14 protein-coding genes are annotated in these 20,199 nt (G+C 67.4%); 7 read left to right on the top strand and 7 right to left on the bottom strand.

The features are described from left to right. Nucleotides 1-154: 154 nt before the first annotated feature. On the top strand, nt 155-4,294 hold the full coding sequence (locus OG609_RS46190; protein WP_442817971.1) for an Eco57I restriction-modification methylase domain-containing protein: 4,140 nt from the start codon (nt 155-157) through the stop codon (nt 4,292-4,294). A 58-nt stretch (nt 4,295-4,352) separates the two neighbouring features. Here the strand turns inward: OG609_RS46190 and OG609_RS16455 are convergent, their stop codons facing one another. After that, nucleotides 4,353-4,562 carry a DUF397 domain-containing protein gene (locus tag OG609_RS16455; protein ID WP_327273503.1) on the bottom strand — a complete coding sequence of 70 codons (210 nt, stop codon included), beginning with the start codon at nt 4,560-4,562 and terminating at the stop codon, nt 4,353-4,355. Continuing rightward, nucleotides 4,559-5,437, bottom strand: a complete 879-nt coding sequence (locus tag OG609_RS16460) for a helix-turn-helix domain-containing protein (RefSeq protein ID WP_327273504.1) — start codon at nt 5,435-5,437, stop codon at nt 4,559-4,561. Before OG609_RS16460 ends, OG609_RS16455 begins: the two co-directional genes overlap by 4 nt. A gap of 164 nt (nt 5,438-5,601) precedes the next feature. Here OG609_RS16460 and OG609_RS16465 point away from each other — a divergent pair, with 164 nt between their 5' ends. The 3 genes from OG609_RS16465 (at nt 5,602) to OG609_RS16475 (ending at nt 8,184) form a co-directional block, all read left to right on the top strand. After that, entirely contained in the window at nt 5,602-6,093 is a 492-nt protein-coding gene (locus OG609_RS16465) for an ATP-binding protein (RefSeq protein ID WP_327273505.1), read from the top strand. A gap of 204 nt (nt 6,094-6,297) precedes the next feature. Further along, entirely contained in the window at nt 6,298-7,278 is a 981-nt protein-coding gene (locus tag OG609_RS16470) for a helix-turn-helix domain-containing protein (protein ID WP_327273506.1), read from the top strand. 33 nt (nt 7,279-7,311) lie between these two features. Next, entirely contained in the window at nt 7,312-8,184 is an 873-nt protein-coding gene (locus tag OG609_RS16475) for a hypothetical protein (protein ID WP_327273507.1), read from the top strand. Between the two features lie 432 nt (nt 8,185-8,616). Here OG609_RS16475 and OG609_RS16480 read toward each other — a convergent pair whose 3' ends face one another. The 5 genes from OG609_RS16480 to OG609_RS16500 all read right to left on the bottom strand — a co-directional run bounded on the left by OG609_RS16480 (nt 8,617) and on the right by OG609_RS16500 (nt 13,850). Next, complete coding sequence (locus tag OG609_RS16480) at nt 8,617-9,462, bottom strand: hypothetical protein (protein ID WP_327273508.1); 846 nt, start codon at nt 9,460-9,462, stop codon at nt 8,617-8,619. A 131-nt stretch (nt 9,463-9,593) separates the two neighbouring features. After that, the gene (locus tag OG609_RS16485) at nt 9,594-11,339 is read right to left on the bottom strand and encodes an alpha/beta hydrolase (RefSeq protein WP_327273509.1); all 1,746 of its coding nucleotides are present in this window, start codon (nt 11,337-11,339) and stop codon (nt 9,594-9,596) included. Between the two features lie 9 nt (nt 11,340-11,348). Then, entirely contained in the window at nt 11,349-11,789 is a 441-nt protein-coding gene (locus OG609_RS16490) for a hypothetical protein (protein WP_327273510.1), read from the bottom strand. Between the two features lie 229 nt (nt 11,790-12,018). After that, nucleotides 12,019-13,182, bottom strand: a complete 1,164-nt coding sequence (locus tag OG609_RS16495; RefSeq protein ID WP_327273511.1) for a hypothetical protein — start codon at nt 13,180-13,182, stop codon at nt 12,019-12,021. Continuing rightward, nucleotides 13,179-13,850 (bottom strand): DUF4365 domain-containing protein, encoded by a 672-nt coding sequence (locus OG609_RS16500; protein ID WP_327273512.1) that lies wholly within the window; start codon nt 13,848-13,850, stop codon nt 13,179-13,181. Before OG609_RS16500 ends, OG609_RS16495 begins: the two co-directional genes overlap by 4 nt. 133 nt (nt 13,851-13,983) lie before the next feature. On the opposite strand from OG609_RS16500, the gene drmA reads away from it, so the two are divergent. Genes drmA through drmC form a run of 3 tightly spaced genes read left to right on the top strand, consistent with a single transcriptional unit; the run spans nt 13,984 to nt 20,191 of the window. Next, on the top strand, nt 13,984-17,598 hold the full coding sequence (drmA, locus tag OG609_RS16505; protein WP_327273513.1) for a DISARM system helicase DrmA: 3,615 nt from the start codon (nt 13,984-13,986) through the stop codon (nt 17,596-17,598). Further along, nucleotides 17,595-19,454, top strand: coding sequence for a DUF1998 domain-containing protein (locus OG609_RS16510; protein ID WP_327273514.1), 1,860 nt, complete (start codon nt 17,595-17,597; stop codon nt 19,452-19,454). The genes drmA and OG609_RS16510 overlap by 4 nt, the downstream gene beginning before the upstream one ends. Then, a complete protein-coding gene (drmC, locus tag OG609_RS16515; protein ID WP_327273515.1) occupies nt 19,451-20,191 on the top strand; it encodes a DISARM system phospholipase D-like protein DrmC in 741 nt (246 codons plus the stop codon). The genes OG609_RS16510 and drmC overlap by 4 nt, the downstream gene beginning before the upstream one ends. Nucleotides 20,192-20,199 lie beyond the last annotated feature (8 nt).

The following is a 20,199-nucleotide window of genomic DNA, read 5'->3' on the forward strand; positions in this document are numbered from 1 at the left end:
AGGCCCTGACCGAGCGGCTGGACGCGATCCCCGCCCTGATCGAGTCCGAGTCCCAGGCACTCCGCAGCCGCTGGGCCGATCCGACGCCCCGGTGGTTCCCCGTCGCCGTCACCTTCCTCGTCCCGTCCGCCCTCGCCCGTGGAGACCAGCGCTGATGCCCCCCGCCCCTCGCCGCCCGCCTGTGGGGCACATCCCCACGCCCGCGGACCAGCACACCGACTGGCTGCGGCTGCTCCGCCCGGACGGCCCGTTCGTCTCGCTGTCCGTCCTGACCGAGGTGTTCCCGCAGGGCCTGGACACCGTGCCGAAGGAGACCTTGCAGCGGCTCCGCCAGGCGTGGGACGAGGTCCAGGAGGACCCCGCCCTGCTGCGCCACGGGTGGGAGCGGCTGATCCTGGGCGAGCTGCTGGGCTGGACTCCTGGCCTGCGCGAGGGCGCCGCCCTGCCCGAGTCCGTACGGGCCGGGGCGAACAGCCCGGACGCCGTCGTCCTGGGCCCCAGCCCCGGCCCCGGCCCCGACGGCCCCTCCTCACGTGTTCTCTTCTTCCGCGCACCCGAGTGGGGCGCCTCGCTGACGCGGGCGAAGGGCGACACCCCTTCCGCGGTGGACCGGGCCGCCGATCTGGCCCGCTGGCGTGACGTCCCGCTCGCCCTGGTCACCAACGGCCGCGAGTGGGCACTGGTCCACGCCCGCCCGAAGGAGGCAACCACGGTCGCCGTCTTCGACGCCGACCTGTGGCTGGAGGAGCCGCTGCTCCTGCGCGCGTTCGCCAGCCTGCTGCACGCCCGCCGGGCCGCGCTCCCCGCGCTGGACGCCGAGGGGAAGCACACCTCCTCGCTCGCCGCGCTCTTCGCCCGCACCGCCGACCAGCAGACGGACGTCACCGACACACTCGGCAAGCAGGTCCGCGCCGCCGTCGCACTGCTCGTCGCGGAACTCTCCCGCCTGGACCGCGAGTCGAACGGCCGGATGCTCGCCGATGTCGACGGGAAGCCGCTGTACGACAGCGCGCTGACGGTCATGATGCGGCTGGTCTTCCTCCTGTACGCGGAGGAGCAGCGGCTGCTCCCCTCCGACGACCGCCTGTACTCCGAGTCGTATGCGGTCGCCCCGCTCCACGACGCCCTGGACGCCGAACGCTCCCTGCACGGCGGCGAGCTGGGCGACCGCCGCGCCGCCGCCTGGCCGCAGCTGCTCGCGGTGTTCGCCGCGATCCACGGCGGCTCGACCCATGACGAGCTGTGGATTCCCGCGTACGGCGGCTCGCTCTTCGACCCGTCGCGCTTCCCGTGGCTGGCGGAGGCGAAGGTCACGGACAGGGTGGTGTACGAGATCCTCGACGCCCTCCTCGTCCTGCGCCGCAAGGGCCGGGGCAAAGGCCGCGAGGCCATGTCGTACAAGGGCCTGGACGTCGAGCAGATCGGCCATGTCTACGAGGGCCTGCTGGAGTACGGCTGCGAGCGCGCCGACCAGCCGTACCTCGGGATCGCTCTCGGCCGCGACGGACAGTACGAGGCGGTGCTGCCGCTGGCTGACCTGGAGCAGTGGCAGGCCGCCGGTTCGATCGAGGCCGAACTGAAGGAGGCGACCGGGGTTACCTCGGTCGCCCAGATCCGCAAGGCCCTGGACAAGGCGGGCGTCGTCACCGCCGAACTGCACGCCTCGGCCGGCAACGACGACGAGCTCGCCGCCCGTGTCGCACCCTTCGCGGGCCTGGTCGACGACGATCTACGCGGCGAGCCGATGGTGTTCCCGGCCGGTTCCACGGTGATGGTGCGCTCCGGCAACCGCCGCAACACGGGGACGCACTACACCCCGAAGAAGCTGGCGGAAGAGGTCGTCGAGCACACCCTCGCTCCCCTGTGCTTCTCCCCCGGCCCGGCGGAGGGCGCGGCCGTCGGGGTCTGGAAGGCGAAGCCCGCGGCAGAGCTGCTGAAGCTGCGGGTGCTGGATCCGGCAATGGGCTCCGGCGCCTTCCTCGTCTCCGCCTGCCGCTACCTCTCGGACCGGGTGGTGGACGCCTGGCTGCGCGACGGGCTGCCGGACGAGGTCCGCCGCGATGTGGGTGCGGACGACCGGGACGAGTTGCTGCGGGTGGCACGGCGTCTGGTCGCCGACCGGTGCCTGTACGGGGTGGACCGGGACCCGATGGCGGTGGAACTGGCGAAGCTGTCGCTCTGGCTGGTCACGCTGGCGAAGGGCCGGCCGTTCTCCTTCCTGGACCACGCGCTGCGGTGCGGGGACTCGCTGGTCGGTGTCATCGACGTGGAACAGATCAAGGCGTTCCATCTGGAGTCGGGCGCACGTCAGTTGAGCCAGGAGGTGTCGCGGGCCCTGGACGTGACGGAGTCCCTGCTCTCGAAAGCGGCGGGTCTGCGCCGCGAGATCGAGGCGACCCCGGTCCACGACATCCGCAGCGTCCACGCCAAGACGGAGAAGCTGCGCGAGGCGGAGGCCCTGTCGGAACGGTTGCGCCTGGCGGCGGACGCGGTGGTGGGGGCGGCGCTGGCGGCGGAGGGCATCTCCGACGAGGAGGCGTCCGACCTGACGGGCGAGGAGAAGGTGGGCGGCAAGCGGGGCGCCGCGCAGTTCCGGGACGCGAAGGAGAGCGCGAAGGCACGGGCGTACCGGAACCGACTGGAGTCGGTCGCGGGGCTGGTGGCTACGGCGCTGGAGGAGGACGCGAAGGTCCCCGGGTCGTCGTACGCGGGTGAGCAGGCGCGAGGCGTTGTGGACCGGTGGCTGACGGGCGAACGGGCGGCTGCGGTACGGCCGTTGCACTGGCCGCTGGAGTTCCCGGAGATCATGGGGGTGGGGGGCGCGTCGGGGTTCGACGCGATCGTGGGGAACCCGCCGTTCATCGGCGGCCAGAAGCTGACCGGTGCGCTGGGCACGGACTACCGCGAGTACCTGGTCAACCGGCTGGGCGGAGGACAGCGGGGCAGCGCGGACCTGTGCGCGTACTTCCTGCTGCGGAACCTGGCGCTGGCGCCGGGTCGGCGTACGGGGATCATCGCGACGAACACGATCGCGCAGGGCGACACCCGAGAGGTCGGGCTGGACCAGGCGACGGCTGCCGGGTGGACGGTGTACCGGGCGATCAAGTCGCAGCCCTGGCCGGGGACGGCGGCGCTGGAAGTCTCGCTGCTGTGGCTGGGGGGAAGCCCGGGTAGCAGCGAGATGCCCGTCTTGAACGGCAATGAGGTACCGGGGATCACCTCGGGGCTCGCTCCGCAATCGCGGGTAAACGGGAAGCCGTATCGGCTGGCGGCGAATGCAGGGCAGTCGTTCATGGGGTCAATCCTCCTCGGTAAAGGGTTCATCCTTGAACCGAGTGAAGCCCGCGCTCTGCTCGCAACGGACCCACGCAACAAGGATGTAATTTTCCCATACCTGAACGGAGAAGATCAAAATTCCCGCCCCACTGGATCGGCCAGCCGATGGGTAATCGATTTCCGCGGAATGCCCGAGTCGGAAGCGCGAACCTACGCGGAGCCGTTCGCGATTGTCGAGCGCCTCGTAAGGCCCGTGCGAGCAACGAACAAGCGCCCCGCCCGACGTGATCGCTGGTGGCAGTATGCCGAGCGGGCACGCAATCTCTACGCGAGCATCGAGAATCAAGGGCTAGCGCATGTAATCGCGATTGCCCTCGTCAGCAAGACCGCCATGCCTCTCTTGCAGCCAACTGACCAGGTATTCTCCAACACCTTGGGCGTGTTCACCTCGGACTCGCCAGCCAGACTCGCCGTACTGTCCAGCGCACCTCACTATTATTGGGCATTGCAATGGGGTTCAAGCTTGAAAGGCGACCTGCGGTACACGCCAGCAGACGTCTACGAAACGTTCCCGCGCCCAGGCGAAACCGCCCGACTCGATACTGCCGGTATCACGCTGGAAAGCGCCCAGCGTAGCGCCATGGCAGCCCAGTCCCTAGGACTCACGGATCTCTACGGGTTGGTACACAGAGGAACGACAAAATCATCCGAGATCGAGGCCATCCGGCGAGCCCACGTTGAGGTCGACGAAGCCGTCGCCGAGTCGTACGAATGGACAGGCCTCGACCTGCATCACGGATTTCACGAAACACCGCAAGGCACCCGGTTCACTATCGCCCCCGCCGCCCAGACCGAGATCCTCGACCGCCTCCTGGAGCTGAATCACGCTCGCTACAAGGAGGAGCAGGAGGCCGGGCTTCACGCGCCAGGGGCGAAGAAGAAGGCCGCCCCCAAGCGGGCGCCGAAGCCGAAGGTGGAGCCCAAGCCGGAGGACGGCATCCAGGACGGGATCTTCTGACAGCAGCTCGCCCTTGCCCAGGCACTCGCCCAGGGCGAGGGCGAGCGTACGAACGGGATCAGCGCCCGGCGGCGTACGAGACGAAGCCAGCCCACGCATCTGACGCGAAGGCGAGCCGAGCTCCCTGCGCGTTCTTGGAGTCGCGCACGAGCACCGCGCCGGGTGCCGCCGCGACCTCGACGCAGTCGCCTTCGTTACCGTCGCTGCTGTAGCTGCTCTTGAACCAGGCCAACTCGGAAACGCCCTGCGCGGAAGTTCTGCGGATCATGTCTCTCCCAGCATTCGCTCGATGAGGGCCAGAGTCTCTCGGGGTGTGAGAGCCTCGGCCCGGATGATGCCATACCGCAGTTCGAGGATACGGAGCTGTTTCGGGTCGGTCACCCCGCGCCCATTGAACGCCCCGTGCGAACGCCCCACTGCCGAACCGTCTTTGAACTTCAGCACTCTGATGTCCCCGTCCATGCCGGGATGCGCCTCGCGGTGCGTAGGCATCACCTGGAGGGTGACATTGCGCAACTGTCCGATCTCCAACAGACGTTCGAGCTGCCGCCGCCACTCCATCGTGCCCCCAATGGGCCGCCTGAGCGCCGACTCCTCTTGGACGAAACTGAGAGCAGGTCCGGGCGACCGCTCGAAGATCGACTGCCGCGCCATGCGCGCAGCCACCATCCGTTCCACCTCATCCTGCGAGTAGGGGGGCTGCCGAGCTTCGAACAGCGCCCGCGCATGGCCCGGGGTCTGCAACAGCCCATGCAAGCCGTGCGCCACATAAGCCGCAATCTCGGCCGCCTTGGCCTCCAGCTTCGTCAGATCCCGGATCTTCTTCGGGTACCGGACCTCCGCGACGTCCTGCTTCATCGCCGCGATCTTCCCGCGTGCCCCGAGCACCTCGTCCGCTCTGTCCAGGAGCTCCGGGCGGGGGATGCGGCGGCCACCCTCCACCTTGTAGACCTGGTCCTCCCCGTACCCGATCGCGGCCCCGAACTCGCCGGCCCGCAGCCCCGCCGCCTCCCGCCACGCCTTGAGCTGGCGGCCCACCGCCGCGACCACGGCCGCCCCCGACTCGTCATCGGGATCGACGTCCCAACCCGGCTCGTCCGCCCCGGCGTCACCGCGCTCCGTACCGGTCTCATCCACGCTCATCCGTGCCCCACTTCCGATGTGCATGCCGTTCTTGGCTCAACCCCTGTGTCCCCAACACGTCACCCCGGACAGCCGGGACAGCACTGGACAAGCACGGGACAAGCACCGTACGCAAGGGGCTCGTTGCTGTTCACGGTACGCACGCCCCGGCCACGCTGAGCGGCGTGAACCAACACATCACCCGAACCGAACATTCCGCTCCCGCCCGGCAGTTCACCGTGTTGCTCTCGCCCACCCGCCGGGGCGCCAGGCTCGCCCGCCTCCTGGCCACGGCACATCTGGGCGACTGGGGGATCGTCTGCGAACCGGCCGCGCACATCGTCGCCGACCTGGCCGCCAACGCCGCCGTCCACGGCCGCGTAACCGGCCGGGACTTCCAACTCGGCCTCACCGCCCACCGCGACGAGCTCCTGCGGATCGAGGTTACCGACACCCGGGGCGAGCAACTGCCCGTCGTGTCCACCCCCGACCAGCACGCGGAGAGCGGGCGCGGCCTGCTGATCGTCGAGGCACTCGCCGACCGCTGGGGCATCGACATCGGCCCCGTCCCGCGCAAGACGATCTGGGCCGAACTCGACCTCGTACCACGACCGCTCAACCGGGTCGCGGAAACCCACGACCCGGTGCGCCGCGTCCCCACGCTCCACGATACATAAAGCTTTAAAGAACCTGGAGAAATTACCCTCCCCACCCAAACCCGACCCCGTCACTCACTCGGGTGACATGGGGAAACTGGGCTGGATTTCATACGGGTTGGCTGGCATATGCTCGCCGCGACAACTCCAGACATGCGACGGCCCCCGACCGAGATTCGCACTCTCAACCGGGGGCCTGACCACCGAGGAAGTAGAGGCTTCCCGATGGATACCCCGCAGATTACCGCGCCCCCGTGCGGCCCGTCCCCCGTACCCGGAGACGCCACACCGTCATCCGGTGTCGTCCACATCAACTTCCAGCATGCCGCAGGCTTCACCGTCATCGGCAACCACCTCACCCAGCACCGCGGACTCTCCCTCGCCGCGATCGGGCTCGCCGCCCACATCCAGTCGCTCCCCGCCGGAGCCAGGATCGGCATCAAACACCTCGCCGAACGCTTCCCCGAGAGCGAGACCCGCATCGCCGCCGCCCTGCGCGAGCTCGAAGCCCACGGCTACCTCCACCGCAGCCGCGTACGCCTCGCCGACGGCCGCATCGTCACCCGCACCGTCTCGTACAACCAGCCCGGCGCCGACGCGTCCACCGCCGCAGCGCCGCAGCCACGGACCAGGCGCAGCAAACCGGCAGCCCCGCTGCCCGCACCACAACCACCACCACGCGAGACCGCCCCCGAACCGCGCCCCGCACCACCCCCGGCACCCGCGCCGCAGCCACAGCCGCTGCCAGCCCGCGCCCTCGTACCGGCCCCCACCGCACGCACCACACCACCCCCGCCACTCCCCCAGCCGCAGGAGCTCACACCAGAGCTCCAGCACATGGCCACCGCCCTCCTCGCCGACCTGCGCCGCCACGCACCTCAACTCGTCCTCTCCGAGCACGACATCCACACCCTCGCCCCCGGCGTCGCCACCTGGCTCGAACGCGACGCCCACCCCGACACCATCCGCCACACCCTCACCACCGACCTCCCAAGTCCCCCGAAGCACCCCGCCAAGCTCCTGCGCCACCGGATCACGACGCTCCTGCCACCACCGCTACCAGGAGCCCAGGACGTCATCGCACTCGCACGCCCCGGCGTCATCGTCATCCCGCTCCAGAACTGTGACCACTGCGACCGCGCCTTCCGCTCCCGCCACCCCGGCTACTGCCGCGACTGCCGGACAGACCTCCACACAGCCGCCTGACCGGAACATCACCCACAACTCGAACGGACCTGCATGGTCAGCTCGCCCCACGAAGCAATGCACCGCATCTTCCAGGAATACCCGGGCCTCTTCTCCCGCGTCTCTGACGTACTCGGGGTCGCCATCCCACCACCCACCTCAGTCACCCTCATGCCCACCGACCTCACCGAGGCCCGGCCGGTCGAACGCCGCGTGGATACCCTGCTGCGGATCGAAACCGAGGACGACGGACCCTTCCTCCTCGCCATCGAGGCCCAGGGCAAGAGGGACCCCGACAAGACCGTCAGCTGGCCGTACTACGTCACCTACCTCAACAGCAAATACCGGCTGCCCGCCCTGCTGCTGGTCGTCTGCCAGGACCGAGCCACCGCCGAATGGGCCGCACGTCCGATCTCCATCGGCGTCCGCCAATGGCAGACTTTAGCCCTCTACCCCCTCGTCGCGGGACCGCACAACATGCCGGTGATCACGGACGTGGCCGAGGCTCGCAAGGACCTCGCGCTCGCCACCCTGGCCGCCATCACACACGCCGATAATCCGGACGTCGGTGCCATACTGAAATCCCTGTCCGCCGCACTGCGGGACACACCGGAAGCAATCGCCGACCCCATCGTCGAACTCACCGCGCAGGGCCTGGGCAACCGCCCGGCCGCACAGCACTGGAGGAACCTGGTGGCCGTGGACCTCTCCTTCTACAAGTCCTTCATGTCGGAAGAAATCCGGGACGAAGGCCGAGCGCAAGGCCGCGCCGAGGACATCCTGCTCGTATTGGAAGAGCGCGGCATCGCCGCTCCTGACAAGGTTCGCGGGCGGATCACCGATTGCGGCGACCCCGAGACTCTGCGCCAGTGGCTCATGCGAGCCGTCACCGCCACCTCTGCCGAGGAGATCTTCGCCGAGAAGTAGCCTCGCCCTGGCGGCGGCGCCCCGCCTGCCTGCAGGCCCGTATCCCGTTCACCGGCTCCCCGCGTCCGGGGCCGGGGCAGGACGCGGTACGTCGCGGGGCCGTCAGCGTCGCCAGTAGTCCTCGGCGACGCCGGCCTGCCCGAGGACGACGTCGGCACCTTCCGGCGACTGCCACTCTCAGCCGAGCGGCCGGCCCTGCGCGTCCACCAGGATGTACGCGGCTACGTCGTGCACGGTTGCCATGGTCGGTCCCCTCCGGTCCTCGCCGCCACCCTAGAGCCGTACGCCTCCATCGACATCCTCGGAGCTCCCGGGCGGGGAGGATCCTCCCCCTGTCGGTCCAGCGTACGAGCGAGGTCGGACAACGGGTACGCCGCGGGCCTCCTCGGCCTTGCCAATGCTCAAAGAGGGCGCTCAGAACCGAATTCTTGTCTACCGACCGCCCTCGCGCATATAGGGTGGCGGCCACTCACGTTCCCACGCGGCAGAGATGCTGATAACGGCCTCTCCATGGTTCCGGACCACCCCGGCCCCTGCCTCGTATTCGTCCGGTGTCAGGACCACGACGGCGTCACCACCCTGCGCCGCCACCTCTGTGGACGGTTCCTCCATCTGCCATCCACGCTCCCCCAAAATGCGCACCATCTGGTGGAAGGCTCGCTCTGCGGTCGAGGCGTCTTCACAGGTATAGGTCCACTGATGGTCCGCGTAGCACGAGCCGTCCTGCAGACGCACTAGAACCGCGGGCTCGTCACGGGAGGGACGGCCGCCGGCGAAGCTGTCCAGGATCCGACTGGAAACGGACCGTACCCCGTTCATGGCTTCCTGCCGATCGTGTAGCTCGGCCTCGGTCCTGGGTGCCGGGTAGCCGAGAGACTCGGACCCCGGCTTCTTGTCCCAGAAGCAGGGAGAAGTGACGCCGACGCTCAGCTGACCGCCCAGCCCCATTGCCACCTGCATGAGGAAGTCATCCGGCTTGCTTCTCAAATTGGCCGCAACCACTCGACGTTCATAATCTGGCGCAGCATCAACGACATGTCCGGCCTCCTTCCAATTCTCAAAGACCTTCCGGACCACATTCTTTGCATCGTCTCGCGGAATACCCTTGAGCCAGTAGTTCCGTGTCAGCGTGACACGGTCCTCGGACCCGCCGTCACTGGGTTCCTGACAGGATTTCACGCCTCCACCGAACGACTCAAGACGTGGCTCGGGACTCACCCCACGAATCGCCTCTTGAATCAAGTCTTCAGCCGTCCGCTCGGCCTGACTCATGTCCATTCTTGCGCCTCCATGTTCAGCAGCGGGGCCACTCGACGCGTTAGGCCCTACCGGCTCACCCTCACTGCCTGCCCCACAACCGGCCGCAAGGAAAGACGTGGCGATAAGGAATCCGAGCAGGTGTCTTATTTTCACTCAGGCACCGTCCCACTCATCGGATACTCCCCATTCACAATCAGTGCCATATTCTTCAAGGACTCGGAGTTTTCGTCCCAGTACAGGCTGTGTGCAGAAAATAGGGGCCATTTACTTCCATCTTGAACCCCGAACCTGTTGCCGCCAAATTCTGGAGCCGTGGGGTCGACACCGAAAGGGCGTTCCCCCCAGCTCCACGGGTTATAGATCGTCCGCGTCGGGAGACCTGCCACAACATCATTCGCAGATTTCCCCGCCCATACACTGTCCGGCGAGAGGTTGAGGTCATCAGCACGATCCACTCCCACTCCGGGGCTACCTACGAAGATAGCGGCATCAACAGGCGGGGTCTCGTCCCCAGAGAGCATTTTTCCCGACACGAGCGAACCGTAGCTATGCCCTAGCAGCGTGTCATGAGCAGGCTCCCCTTGATGCGAGACCTGCAATCCGTCGAGAAATTCATTGAGAACAGGAGCCCCCTGATCCGCCAGCTTCTCCTGGGCAACCGACACGGGATTCTGTGGGGCATCATAGTCAAGCCACATCAGCGACGCATATTTCTTATCCGGATCTCCCATCGCAACCGATTGACTATAAAGACTTTCCGCCCTGTCGATATCTTTACCGATCGTTTCGAGTTTGGTATTCATACCAGGGACGTATGTTGTCACATTGTCTGCCCCGTCAGGGTTTCCTACGGAAATGATGGCATGCCCATTTTTCTCGTTGTCGATACCAAGGAGATAAAGTTCTGGCACATCTTTCTTTCCGGCGGAATCGAGATGTTCTTGAACCTGCTCCAATCCCGCCAGTTTCTTGTCGATATCCTTGATCCGCCCGGTGGTGGCACTGACCGAATATCTTCCATTTGGCGAGAGCATGTCGCGTTGACCAACCAAATTTGCGCGCTCGAGCTCCAGGTCGGCAGTGGATGTCCGCAGAACGTAGCGGTTCCCCTCGTCCCGAACCTCCGATGGAAGTCCGTCAAGGGTGCCAACGGTAGCGAGATTGAGTGAGACGTAGTCACTCCTCTGCTCCTCGGAAAGCGCCTTCCACCACTTCGCATTCTCTTGTGGGGTTCCATCCTTGGGTGGTTCGAGGATGAGGTCCATGTAATCCCCAGCACCCTTTCGGGTACCTCGCATGTCTTTCTGAGTGTCAGCCCAGTCGCGGTGGGAGACCGTCGGGTCATCATCTGCCTTCAGATTCCTCAGCTTCGGAGCCCATTCCGCGTCCGCCTCAGCCGCCTCTTTGACAGCCTCAGCAATGCGGCTGGCGTAGGCTTGCGCCACGTTATGGTTCGGGTTGATGCCTGGCCCCTGCACCAGTGAGTTGCCGCCCGATACGTTGCCGCCTGGAATACTTGTGCCGCCGGGCTTCTCGCTCCAGGCGGAGTAGCTGACCGACCCGTCCTCTCGCACCTTGAGGTTCGCGTCCCCTGCGTCATCGACTGCCAGGTCAAGCTTGACCTTGGCCGTCCGTAGTTCCAGAGCGAGGGCGTTGAGAGCAGCACTGATCAGGCCGCACTCGACCTGGGCATACTGAAAGTTCTTCGACAGTTCCCGAAGCTGCGTGACAGCCGCGTCCAGGGCTTCACCCTCAAGAGACTTCTGCATCCCAGGGATAACCTGGTTGTTGAGCTGATCCTTGGCCTGGCTGGCCATGTTGCTGACCTCGCGGTATCCATCCGCCGCGTTCTCGAACTCAGAGGGCTTGAGGTCCTTGAGAGTGGCGTAGTCCACTGTCCCAGATCACCGACCCCGGCCGTGGTCGCCGCCGGCCGTATCCTCATACCGCTCTCCCAGCGCATTGAACGCTTCGCGGATCGCGTCGTCGTTCTTTAACTGGTCATGCCCCGTCTTCTCCAACAGATTCTGCAGGGCACCGCATCTGCCGCGCACTTTCGTGAGGTACTCACTCCAAGGCTGATGGGCCTCGTGCTGAGCCGCCGCGCTCAGCACCTCACAGTTGACCTCAGCGCCCTTCTGCTCCTGATCCAACTTCGACAGGGCGTTCCTGATGTTGCCTCTCAGCGTGCCGACGCCCTCGCCCGCTCGCGTCCACGCAGCCTTGCTGGATCTCACTCCCCCCGGGCTACCGCTGGGGCCCGGACCAGCCTTATTAAGCTGCATCTGCGCCGAATGCCGTTCAGCGATCCCGGCCTTGGCCTGCTCCCACTCGTCCCATGCCATCCCCGTATTCCTTCCGATCGAATATTGCGCCCTTGCGGTTCGTCGCGCCAGGGACCATGCGGCAGTGCCGAACAAGTGCAATTACTCATGCGTATCCAGGTGGACCCGCGGATTCGCACGAGGTTCTCAGCCGCCCCTCGGTGAAACCCCTGTAGGCCTTCCCGGTCTTGCCCTGCCATTCGACCTCGATCTGGTCGACGCCCCCTCCGTGCCCCGCGCCTGGCTGTCCTCACTCGGATACATGACGCACCGTGAACGAAACGATGTTCTCCATCCCTGCGACCCCGCTCTGGGCCGTGACGTCACCCCGCACTATGACCTCGTCGCCCCGGCGGTGGGCCTCGGCCGCCTTGCCGTAGTCGCGCTCGTCCAGGGACATCCTGACCCTGCGCGCCCTGCGGCCGTCCCGGTCGTCGAAGTACCCGGCGATGGTGACCGCGCCCGGCCCGTAGGGAAGCTCACGGTGCAGGCGGACCACTGACCCCAGCAATGTCATGTCCGTGTGCCCCAGCCGGGCCCGCAGGTCCTTGGCCCCGGCGTCCAGGGCTGCTAGCTGGGAGGTGGTGAGCCGGATGCGCTCGGTTGCCTGCTCCACCGGCAGATCCGCCGACCAGGTGAAGTCGAGTGAGAACCCCGGCCCTTCTTCACCGCCGATCTTGACCAGGGCCTCGCAGAGATTCGCCGACAGACCACCGGGGGTGAACCGTGAGAAATCGGCCAGCTCGTCGTACTGAAGGGTGAGGTCCGCTGCCTCCCTGGCGCAGATCAATGCCGCGTACAGACCCCGGGTGACCCTCCTCGCGAACGGCTCCGCGCGGGAGCCGTGGTCGAACAGGAAGGCCTGAGCGGGGGGCTCGGGCAGCGGGGTGTGCACGGCGACGACATAGCTGCCCACCCGGGTCTGGTCCAGCCGCACCGAGGCGACATGGTCCTTGACCAGCTGCGGCTTGTTGGCAGGCTGCACCGGCTGGGGCTCCGGCGCCGCCACCGCGGCCGCGGCCGATGTCATCAGATCCCTGAGGCCGGCCAGGGCAGGGACCAGCTCCACCAGTGGAGCGGTTCCGGACGGTCCCGGCGGAGTGAGCCGGAGGAACTGCCAGTCGGCGGAAGGGAGCGCCATCTCACGCAGTACGTCGGCGGGCCTGCGGGCCTCCACCACGGACAGGGTCTCCACCAGATCGGCGACGCGGTCCGCATAGTCACGAGGGCCACGGTCCAGCGGCACCATCACCTCGTACGGTTCGCCGGACTCCCCCGGGGCGTCCAGCACCCAGAGCTGCCCACGGCCATAGTCCCTGAAGGGTGACCAGCCATGGCCCCGCAGATAGCGCAGCAGAGAGGACGTGGCCAGGTCGTTCACCTGACTGAACTCCGCATCGGAGATCGCGATCACGACACCCCCAGCTTCTCTCGGAACTCAGGGCCGAAGAGACCGTGCAAGGTCTCCGTGGTGAGCAGATTGGCCTTCGGCACCGACACCGTCAAGCGGCTCTCCTTGGGTCGGTCCGTGGTTTCGTGGTCGTGGAAGCACGCCCAGTAGGCGGCATGCCTCAGCAGCAGCCCCTCGTGGGTCGCCTGCACCCACTCGCCGGAGTCCTCCGGCACCACGACCAGGAACAGGAAGCGCGGGACGTAGAAGTCCCGGCCGGAGAGCAGGTTGTAGTTGTGGACCCGCAGGGGGTAGCGCCAGGAGCTGCCTGCGTCGGTCGGCCGGTTCCAGCACTTCACCTGGGCCTGGATCTGCGGGTACTTCCTGGTGCCGCCACGTCCTGGATAGGTCAACTCCCAGTCGACGCCCAGACGGTCACGGGAGCTGGATATGTTGAGATTCGCGGCTGTCGCCAGCGCCCGGACGAACTGCTCGCCGAAATCGCCCTTGTGGTTGTTGTCCCCCATCGGCACCGGCTCCAGCCAGGGCCCCGCCGCACCGCTCGCATCAACCGGGCCTGCGGGATGCGGAAGCCCGGTCGCTGCCGCGTCGTCCGGCACACCCCGCTCATCGGCGCCACCCTGCAACGGCACGCCGTAGAACGCGCGGTCCTTCGCCGGACGCTCGTTCATCCACACCCCCATGTCGCACTGGGCTCCGACCGGTGGCACAGAGTATCCGCAGGATCCGACAGGCCGGCAGGGGAAGATCGAATTTCGGCCCGATCCACCACTGTTGTCAGTGAGCGCGCCTATCGTGAGCCCTGTGAGCCAGCGACACGATTCCCCGCCCGGGGCCGGCAGTCACAGCGCCGGACCCGTCCTTGACGCGCCCAGCCCGCAGAAGCTCCGCGACGAGCTCGCGGAGCTCGTCGTCACGGACCTGCTCGGCCCCATCGGAGGCCCGGAGGAAGAGCTCAAGGGCAATCCCGTCGAGCACTACATCATCGGGAGGCTGGCCCCGGGCGGAGTCGCCGTCGAAGGCGGGACAAGCCTCGCCGGAATGCCCCTGGAACCCGCCCAGTTCGACGAGGCGGCCCTCGCCGGCGTGCCGGACGTGGAGGAGGGCGACCCCGACCCGCACTCGCCCAATGTGCCCAGCCTCCAGCCCTCCAGCCTCGGGCTCACCTTCCGGATCGACGGAGGCACGGACGAACTGCGGGTGCACTGCTCCTGGGCCCAGTACAAGCCGGGTCCGTCCAAGGACCCCGAATACACGGGCGCCCGCTCCGTCTGGCACAGGACCGCCCATACGAAGACGCTGCCCGTCAAACTGCTCGCAGACGGCACGGTCGAGACCCAGGAAGTACTGCCCGGGGAGTTCCCCGGAGTGATCGTGCGCGGCCGCACACGGATGCATGAGGGCGACCGACTGGTCTCGCTCTTCCTCGTCAACGCCCAGGACATCCAGGGCGGTTCACGGAACTGGCTGTTCCAGGCGGAGCTCGCCGTCAGCGGTCCGCCCGCCAGCGCGCCGTTTCTCCCCCGCCGCGCCACAGTTCGCTCCGGCAGCGACCCCGCAGAGCACGCGGAGCGGCGCTCGCTTGCCATGGGGTACCGCTTTCTCCCGGAGTTCGCGGTCGGCCATGGCACGGGCGTGCACGCCGAACCGAGCCCGGACGACCCGATGCGGGCCGCCGTGATCCGTACCACCGCCGCCCCGACGTACGAGATCCCTCACACGGACGTCCCCGACCCGCTCGGTAAGCACGACAAAGACCTGGTCGAACTCCAGGGCCTGGTGCTCGACATGCGGGTCCTGTCCGAGCTCCCCGCGGACGCGTTGCGTACCGCTCTGTTGCCCCTGGTCGACGGATACCGCGCGTGGATCGAGCGGACCGGCCGGACCATCGACGACCCCGCGGCCCGGCTCGAAGGGTTCGAGAAGGAAGCCCGAGAGAATCTCGAACGCGCCACCACGGCCGCCGACCGCATCGAGGCGGGAATCCGGCTGCTCGACGACGGCCCGGCGCTCGATGCCTTCCGCTTCGCCAACCGGGCCATGTGGCAACAGCGTGTGCACACCATCGCCGCCGCCGACCGCCGACGTGAGCCCGAGCTCCCCCTCGACGCGGCGGTGCTCGCTGCCGATCAGCCGAAGAACCGCAGCTGGCGTCCGTTCCAGCTCGCGTTCATCCTGCTCAACCTGCCGGCCCTGGCCGACCCCGGTCACCCCGAGCGCACCGACGAGGGACAGGCGGCTCTCGCCGACCTGCTCTGGTTCCCCACCGGCGGTGGCAAAACCGAGGCCTACCTCGGACTCACCGCGTTCACTCTGGCGATACGGCGCCGGCTGCCCGACCTCGGCGGCCTGGACGCCGAGCACGGCGTGGCCGTCTTGATGCGCTACACCCTGCGGCTGCTCACCATCCAGCAGTTCCAGCGCGCGGCGGCCCTCATCTGCGCGTGCGAGACGATCCGGCGGGCCGAACCCGCCCTGTGGGGCACCGTCCCGTTCCGCATCGGCCTGTGGGTCGGCGGAAGTGTCACGCCGAACAACACCGACCAGGCGAACGCCTGGCTCAAGGACCGACGCAAAGAGAAAGGGCGCGGCAGGCGCAGCCGGTCCGGATCACCCCACCAGCTGACCAGCTGCCCCTGGTGCGGCACCAAGATGGACGCCGGCCGGGACATCACCGTCGACACCACCCTGCGCCGCACACTCATCACCTGCCCCGACGTCTTCGCCTGTCCGTTCGGCGAGGGGGCCTTCGGTCTCGCCGCCGACGAGCGAGGGCTCCCGGTCCTCGTCGTCGACGAGGAGATCTACCGACTGCCGCCCAGCCTCGTCATCGCCACCGTCGACAAGTTCGCCCAACTCCCGTGGAAGGGCGAGACGCAGGCACTGTTCGGTCAGGTCTCCAAGCGCTGCACCCGCCATGGATACGTCACCGCCGACGCCGTGGACAGCGAATGGGAACGGCACAGTCACCCTGCCCACGGTAATCATCCGGCGGCCACCACGGTCGACGTGCCCCGAGTCCGTCCGCCGGACCTCATCGTCCAGGACGAACTCCACCTGATCTCCGGCCCCCTCGGCTCCCTGACCGGGCTCTACGAAGCCGCGATCGACCGGCTCTCCTGCTGGGACATCGAACCGGGACACACCGTACGCCCCAAGGTCATCGCCTCCACGGCCACGGTTCGCCGGGCCGAACGACAGATCAACGACCTGTTCAGCCGCAGAACCGCGGTCTTCCCGCCCTCGGGCCTCACCGCGGACGACAACTTCTTCGCCCGACGCCGGGAGACCAAGGACAAACCCGGCCGCCGATATGTAGGCATCTGCGCGCAAGGAGTACGGACCAAGTCCGTGGCGATCCGGGTGTACGTCGCTCAGCTCGCCGCCGCGGAGCTGCTCCACAACCGCTACGGCCGCACTGAGCTCACCGATCCGTACATGACACTCGTCGGGTACTTCAACAGCCTCCGCGACCTGGGCGGCATGCGCAGGCTGGTGGAGGACGACATCTCCACCCGGCTCACCCGCGCCGACCGGCGCAGCCTCGCCACCCGCTTCATCGGGGAACCCGCAGAGCTCACCTCCCGGATGTCCTCGGACGCCATCCCCGACATCCTGGAGAAACTCGAGCTCTCCTTCGAAGGCACCAGGAAGAAGGGCGCGGCCCGCCCCATCGACGTGCTGCTCGCCACCAACATGATCGCTGTCGGCGTCGATGTCTCCCGCCTAGGCGCCATGGTGGTCAACAACCAGCCCAAGTCCACCGCCGAGTACATCCAGGCCACCAGCCGAGTGGGCCGACGCGCCCCGGGACTCGTCTTCACCGTTCTCAACTGGGCCCGCCCCCGCGACCTGTCCCATTACGAGACGTTCGAGTCCTTCCACGCCACCGTCTACCAGCATGTCGAGGCGCTCTCCGTCACACCGTTCGCGGACCGGGCCCTGGACCGGGGACTCACGGGAGTGCTGGCCTCTCTTGTCCGCAATCTCAAGCAGCAGTACAACGGGAACCGCGGAGCCCAGTTCTTCGACATCCGCGGAGAGCTGGCCGACCATGTCGTGCGTTCCCTCCAGCGGCGTGCCGAGGATGTCACCGACGACCGGCACGCCGGCCGCGAGCTCGGCGTCCGTCTCAAGCAGCGGCTCGACCACTGGGACCGACGCCGCAAGGCTCCGGGCGCAGTCCTCGGCTACAACACCGCCTCACGCCAGGGAGATGTCACCCCCCTACTCAAAAAGCCCGACGGTGGCCGGTGGCAGCTGATGACCTGTCCCACTTCTCTCCGAGAAGTGGAGCCCCCGGTGCAGCTGATGTTCGTGGGCGACGTCGGACAGGACCCCGTATCCGAACCACCGTTCGTAGCCCGGCCGCAGACCGACTCCACCGACCCCTCCCGCACTCTCCAGGAGCAGCCGTGAGCACACCGGCCAATGGCGCACTGCGCGTGGGCGAGCTCCGCCCCAGCCAGCTGCTGCACACCTACGGCGTGGGATCGGTCGCGGACCTGCCCAACCTCTCCACGATGGTGCTGGGGCTGGACCACTGGGAGCTCCTGCAGGCGACCCAACTCACCGAGGACCGCTTGCTCGCCGCCGTACGCAGGCGTCTGGGCCCCCAGGTGACCACGCTGCGGACTCCGCCGCAGATGCAGGAAAGCTCCGACCCGTTCGGCGAATGGACCCGCGTCGGTGTCCCGGTGGCGCTCTTCCCCCGCTGGCTGCGCTGTTCACGCGAGCAGTGCAACCAGTTGTCACCCGCCTCCTCCGGACTCTTCGAGCTGGAAGAGCACTTCTTTCGCCCGGAGAACACCCGCTACGTCCACACCTGTTTCGGTACTGGTCGCCGTCGTCCCACAGCGGTGCCCGCCCGCTTCCTGATCGCCTGTCCCGCCGGCCATATGGACGACTTTCCCTGGCAGTACTTCGTCCACCGAGGCGGCGCACCCGCTCACGAGTGCACGCTCAGTCTGGTTGAACGGGGCACGACGGGCGAGGCCGCCAACATCTTCGTCCAGTGCTCATGCCCGAACGTGGCCGACCGTTCGATGGCGGAGGCCATGGGCAAGCGGGGCGAGCAGGAACTCCCCGCGTGCCGGGGGCACCATCCCCATCTGGGAACCTTCGACACATGCGGCGAGAACGTCCGCACCATCGCCCTCGGAGCCACCAACAGCTGGTTCGCTTCCCAGCTGAGGGTCTTCAGCCTGCCCCGGGCCGACGAACCGCTGACGCAGGCGGTGCGGGAGCACTGGGAGTTCCTCGCACCACTGGCCGGCATCCCCGCCGGGGCAGCCAGGATGCTGCTGCCCACACAGGCCTGTTGGCCGGTGCTGGAGGAGTACGGGGTGGACAAGGTGTGGAAGGCGGTCACCGAGGAGGCTGCCACCTCCAGCGCTGTGCCCGGCGTCAATCCCGAACCCGATGACGAGGGATTCGACCTGGCGACACCCGAATGGGAGGCATTCACCGCGCCTCACCGATACGAGCTGCCCGATTTCACCACAGAGCCCGAGAAGGTCCCCGTCACCGCGGCCCGGTGGCTGGAGCGGGTCATCCTCGTTCATCGTCTGCGCGAAGTTTCGGCACTCACAGGATTCACCCGGATCGACGCCCCGGAATGGATACCGCAGGATGACGATCCCACCATCAAGGCCGCTCCCCTCACCAAGGAACCGCCGACCTGGGTCCCCTGCGCCGAGCTCCGCGGCGAAGGCGTGTTCCTTGCCTTCCGAGAAAAGCTTCTGGCCGACTGGGAAAAGCGTCCGGAGGTCATCGCCCGCGAGAAGGTATTGAGAGCCGCACACGTGACCTGGTGTCTGGCACGCGGTTTGGAGCCCCAGTGGCCCGGCATACGCTACGTGCTCCTCCACACGTTCGCGCATGTCCTGATCCGCGGCTTCGCCCTGGAGTGCGGATACGGTGCATCAGGAATCGCGGAACGCGTATACGCACGCTCCGGCAAGAACCCCATGGCCGGCATCCTTCTCTACACTGCGGCCCCCGACAGCGAGGGCACCCTAGGCGGTTTGGTCTCCCTGGGCGGGAAGGACCGGCTCGGGCCCGTCATCGACCAGGCACTCGAAGAAGCCCGGCTCTGCAGCTCCGATCCGATGTGCGCGGAACACGACCCCCGGGTACACGGACGCCTGCACGGTGCAGCCTGTCATGCCTGCCTCTTCGCCGCTGAGACCTCGTGCGAACGTGGCAACCACTACCTGGACCGCGCGCTGCTCGTCGAGACGCTGGTCGGCGATCTCGGTGCCTTGCTGTCATGACAGGCCGACTGCCAGCACTTCTCGCGGCGCTCGGCCGACGCCTCCCGTCCGAGCGGCTGGCCGATCTCGTGCATCACCTGAACGCGGCTGAGGGCCCGGACAGCCCACTGCTCGACCGGTGGTCCGCCGGCCATCCGGCAGCAGGCCTCTCGGTCCACTTGAGCATGCTACGGAAGGCATGGCGGGACGAGTCCCCTCAGCTGCCCGGGGCAGCGCTCGCTCTTTCCCTGGCCACGGCAGCCGCAGCCGAAGAGGGCATGGACCCACCTGCTGAGCTCGTGGTGAGCGGTCCGACAAGCCCAGCGATCCCGGTCCGTCTGACGAGCGGCATCGCCGTCGACGTCATACGTTCCGCCCGCGAATCCCTGCTCATAGCAAGCTTCGCGGCCTACGGCATCACTGAGATCGTGGCGGAACTCCGCGCAGCCGCCGAGCGGAACGTCCGCATCGATCTGCTCCTGGAAGAATCGACTGCGGCAGCACGCGCTTTCAGTCCGCTCGGAGAACAAGTCCGGATCTGGCACCGTACAGACGGCGCCGACCACACGAGTCTTCATGCCAAGGTCATCGCCGCAGATCGCCATACGGCACTGTTGGGCAGCGCGAACCTCACGGGTCGCGGCCTCAGCCGCAACGTCGAGCTCGGCGTCATCCTGCACGACTCACGGACGGTCGGCAGGCTGGTAGACCACTTGCGCTGGCTGACCGGCCCCGACGGCCTTCTCCGCAGAGCCTGAGCGCCTCC

It is taken from the genome of Streptomyces sp. NBC_01224 (assembly GCF_036002945.1).
Taxonomy (GTDB): Bacteria; Actinomycetota; Actinomycetes; order Streptomycetales; family Streptomycetaceae; genus Streptomyces.

What these genes read in the sequence shown, in the direction of transcription:
- OG609_RS46190 (WP_442817971.1), top strand. Translation starts at nt 155, where the DNA reads ATGCCCCCCGCCCCTCGCCGCCCGCCTGTGGGGCACATCCCCACGCCC.
- OG609_RS16455 (WP_327273503.1), bottom strand. Translation starts at nt 4,562, where the DNA reads ATGATCCGCAGAACTTCCGCGCAGGGCGTTTCCGAGTTGGCCTGGTTC.
- OG609_RS16460 (WP_327273504.1), bottom strand. Translation starts at nt 5,437, where the DNA reads ATGAGCGTGGATGAGACCGGTACGGAGCGCGGTGACGCCGGGGCGGAC.
- OG609_RS16470 (WP_327273506.1), top strand. Translation starts at nt 6,298, where the DNA reads ATGGATACCCCGCAGATTACCGCGCCCCCGTGCGGCCCGTCCCCCGTA.
- OG609_RS16475 (WP_327273507.1), top strand. Translation starts at nt 7,312, where the DNA reads ATGGTCAGCTCGCCCCACGAAGCAATGCACCGCATCTTCCAGGAATAC.
- OG609_RS16480 (WP_327273508.1), bottom strand. Translation starts at nt 9,462, where the DNA reads ATGGACATGAGTCAGGCCGAGCGGACGGCTGAAGACTTGATTCAAGAG.
- OG609_RS16490 (WP_327273510.1), bottom strand. Translation starts at nt 11,789, where the DNA reads ATGGCATGGGACGAGTGGGAGCAGGCCAAGGCCGGGATCGCTGAACGG.
- OG609_RS16500 (WP_327273512.1), bottom strand. Translation starts at nt 13,850, where the DNA reads ATGAACGAGCGTCCGGCGAAGGACCGCGCGTTCTACGGCGTGCCGTTG.
- drmC (WP_327273515.1), top strand. Translation starts at nt 19,451, where the DNA reads ATGACAGGCCGACTGCCAGCACTTCTCGCGGCGCTCGGCCGACGCCTC.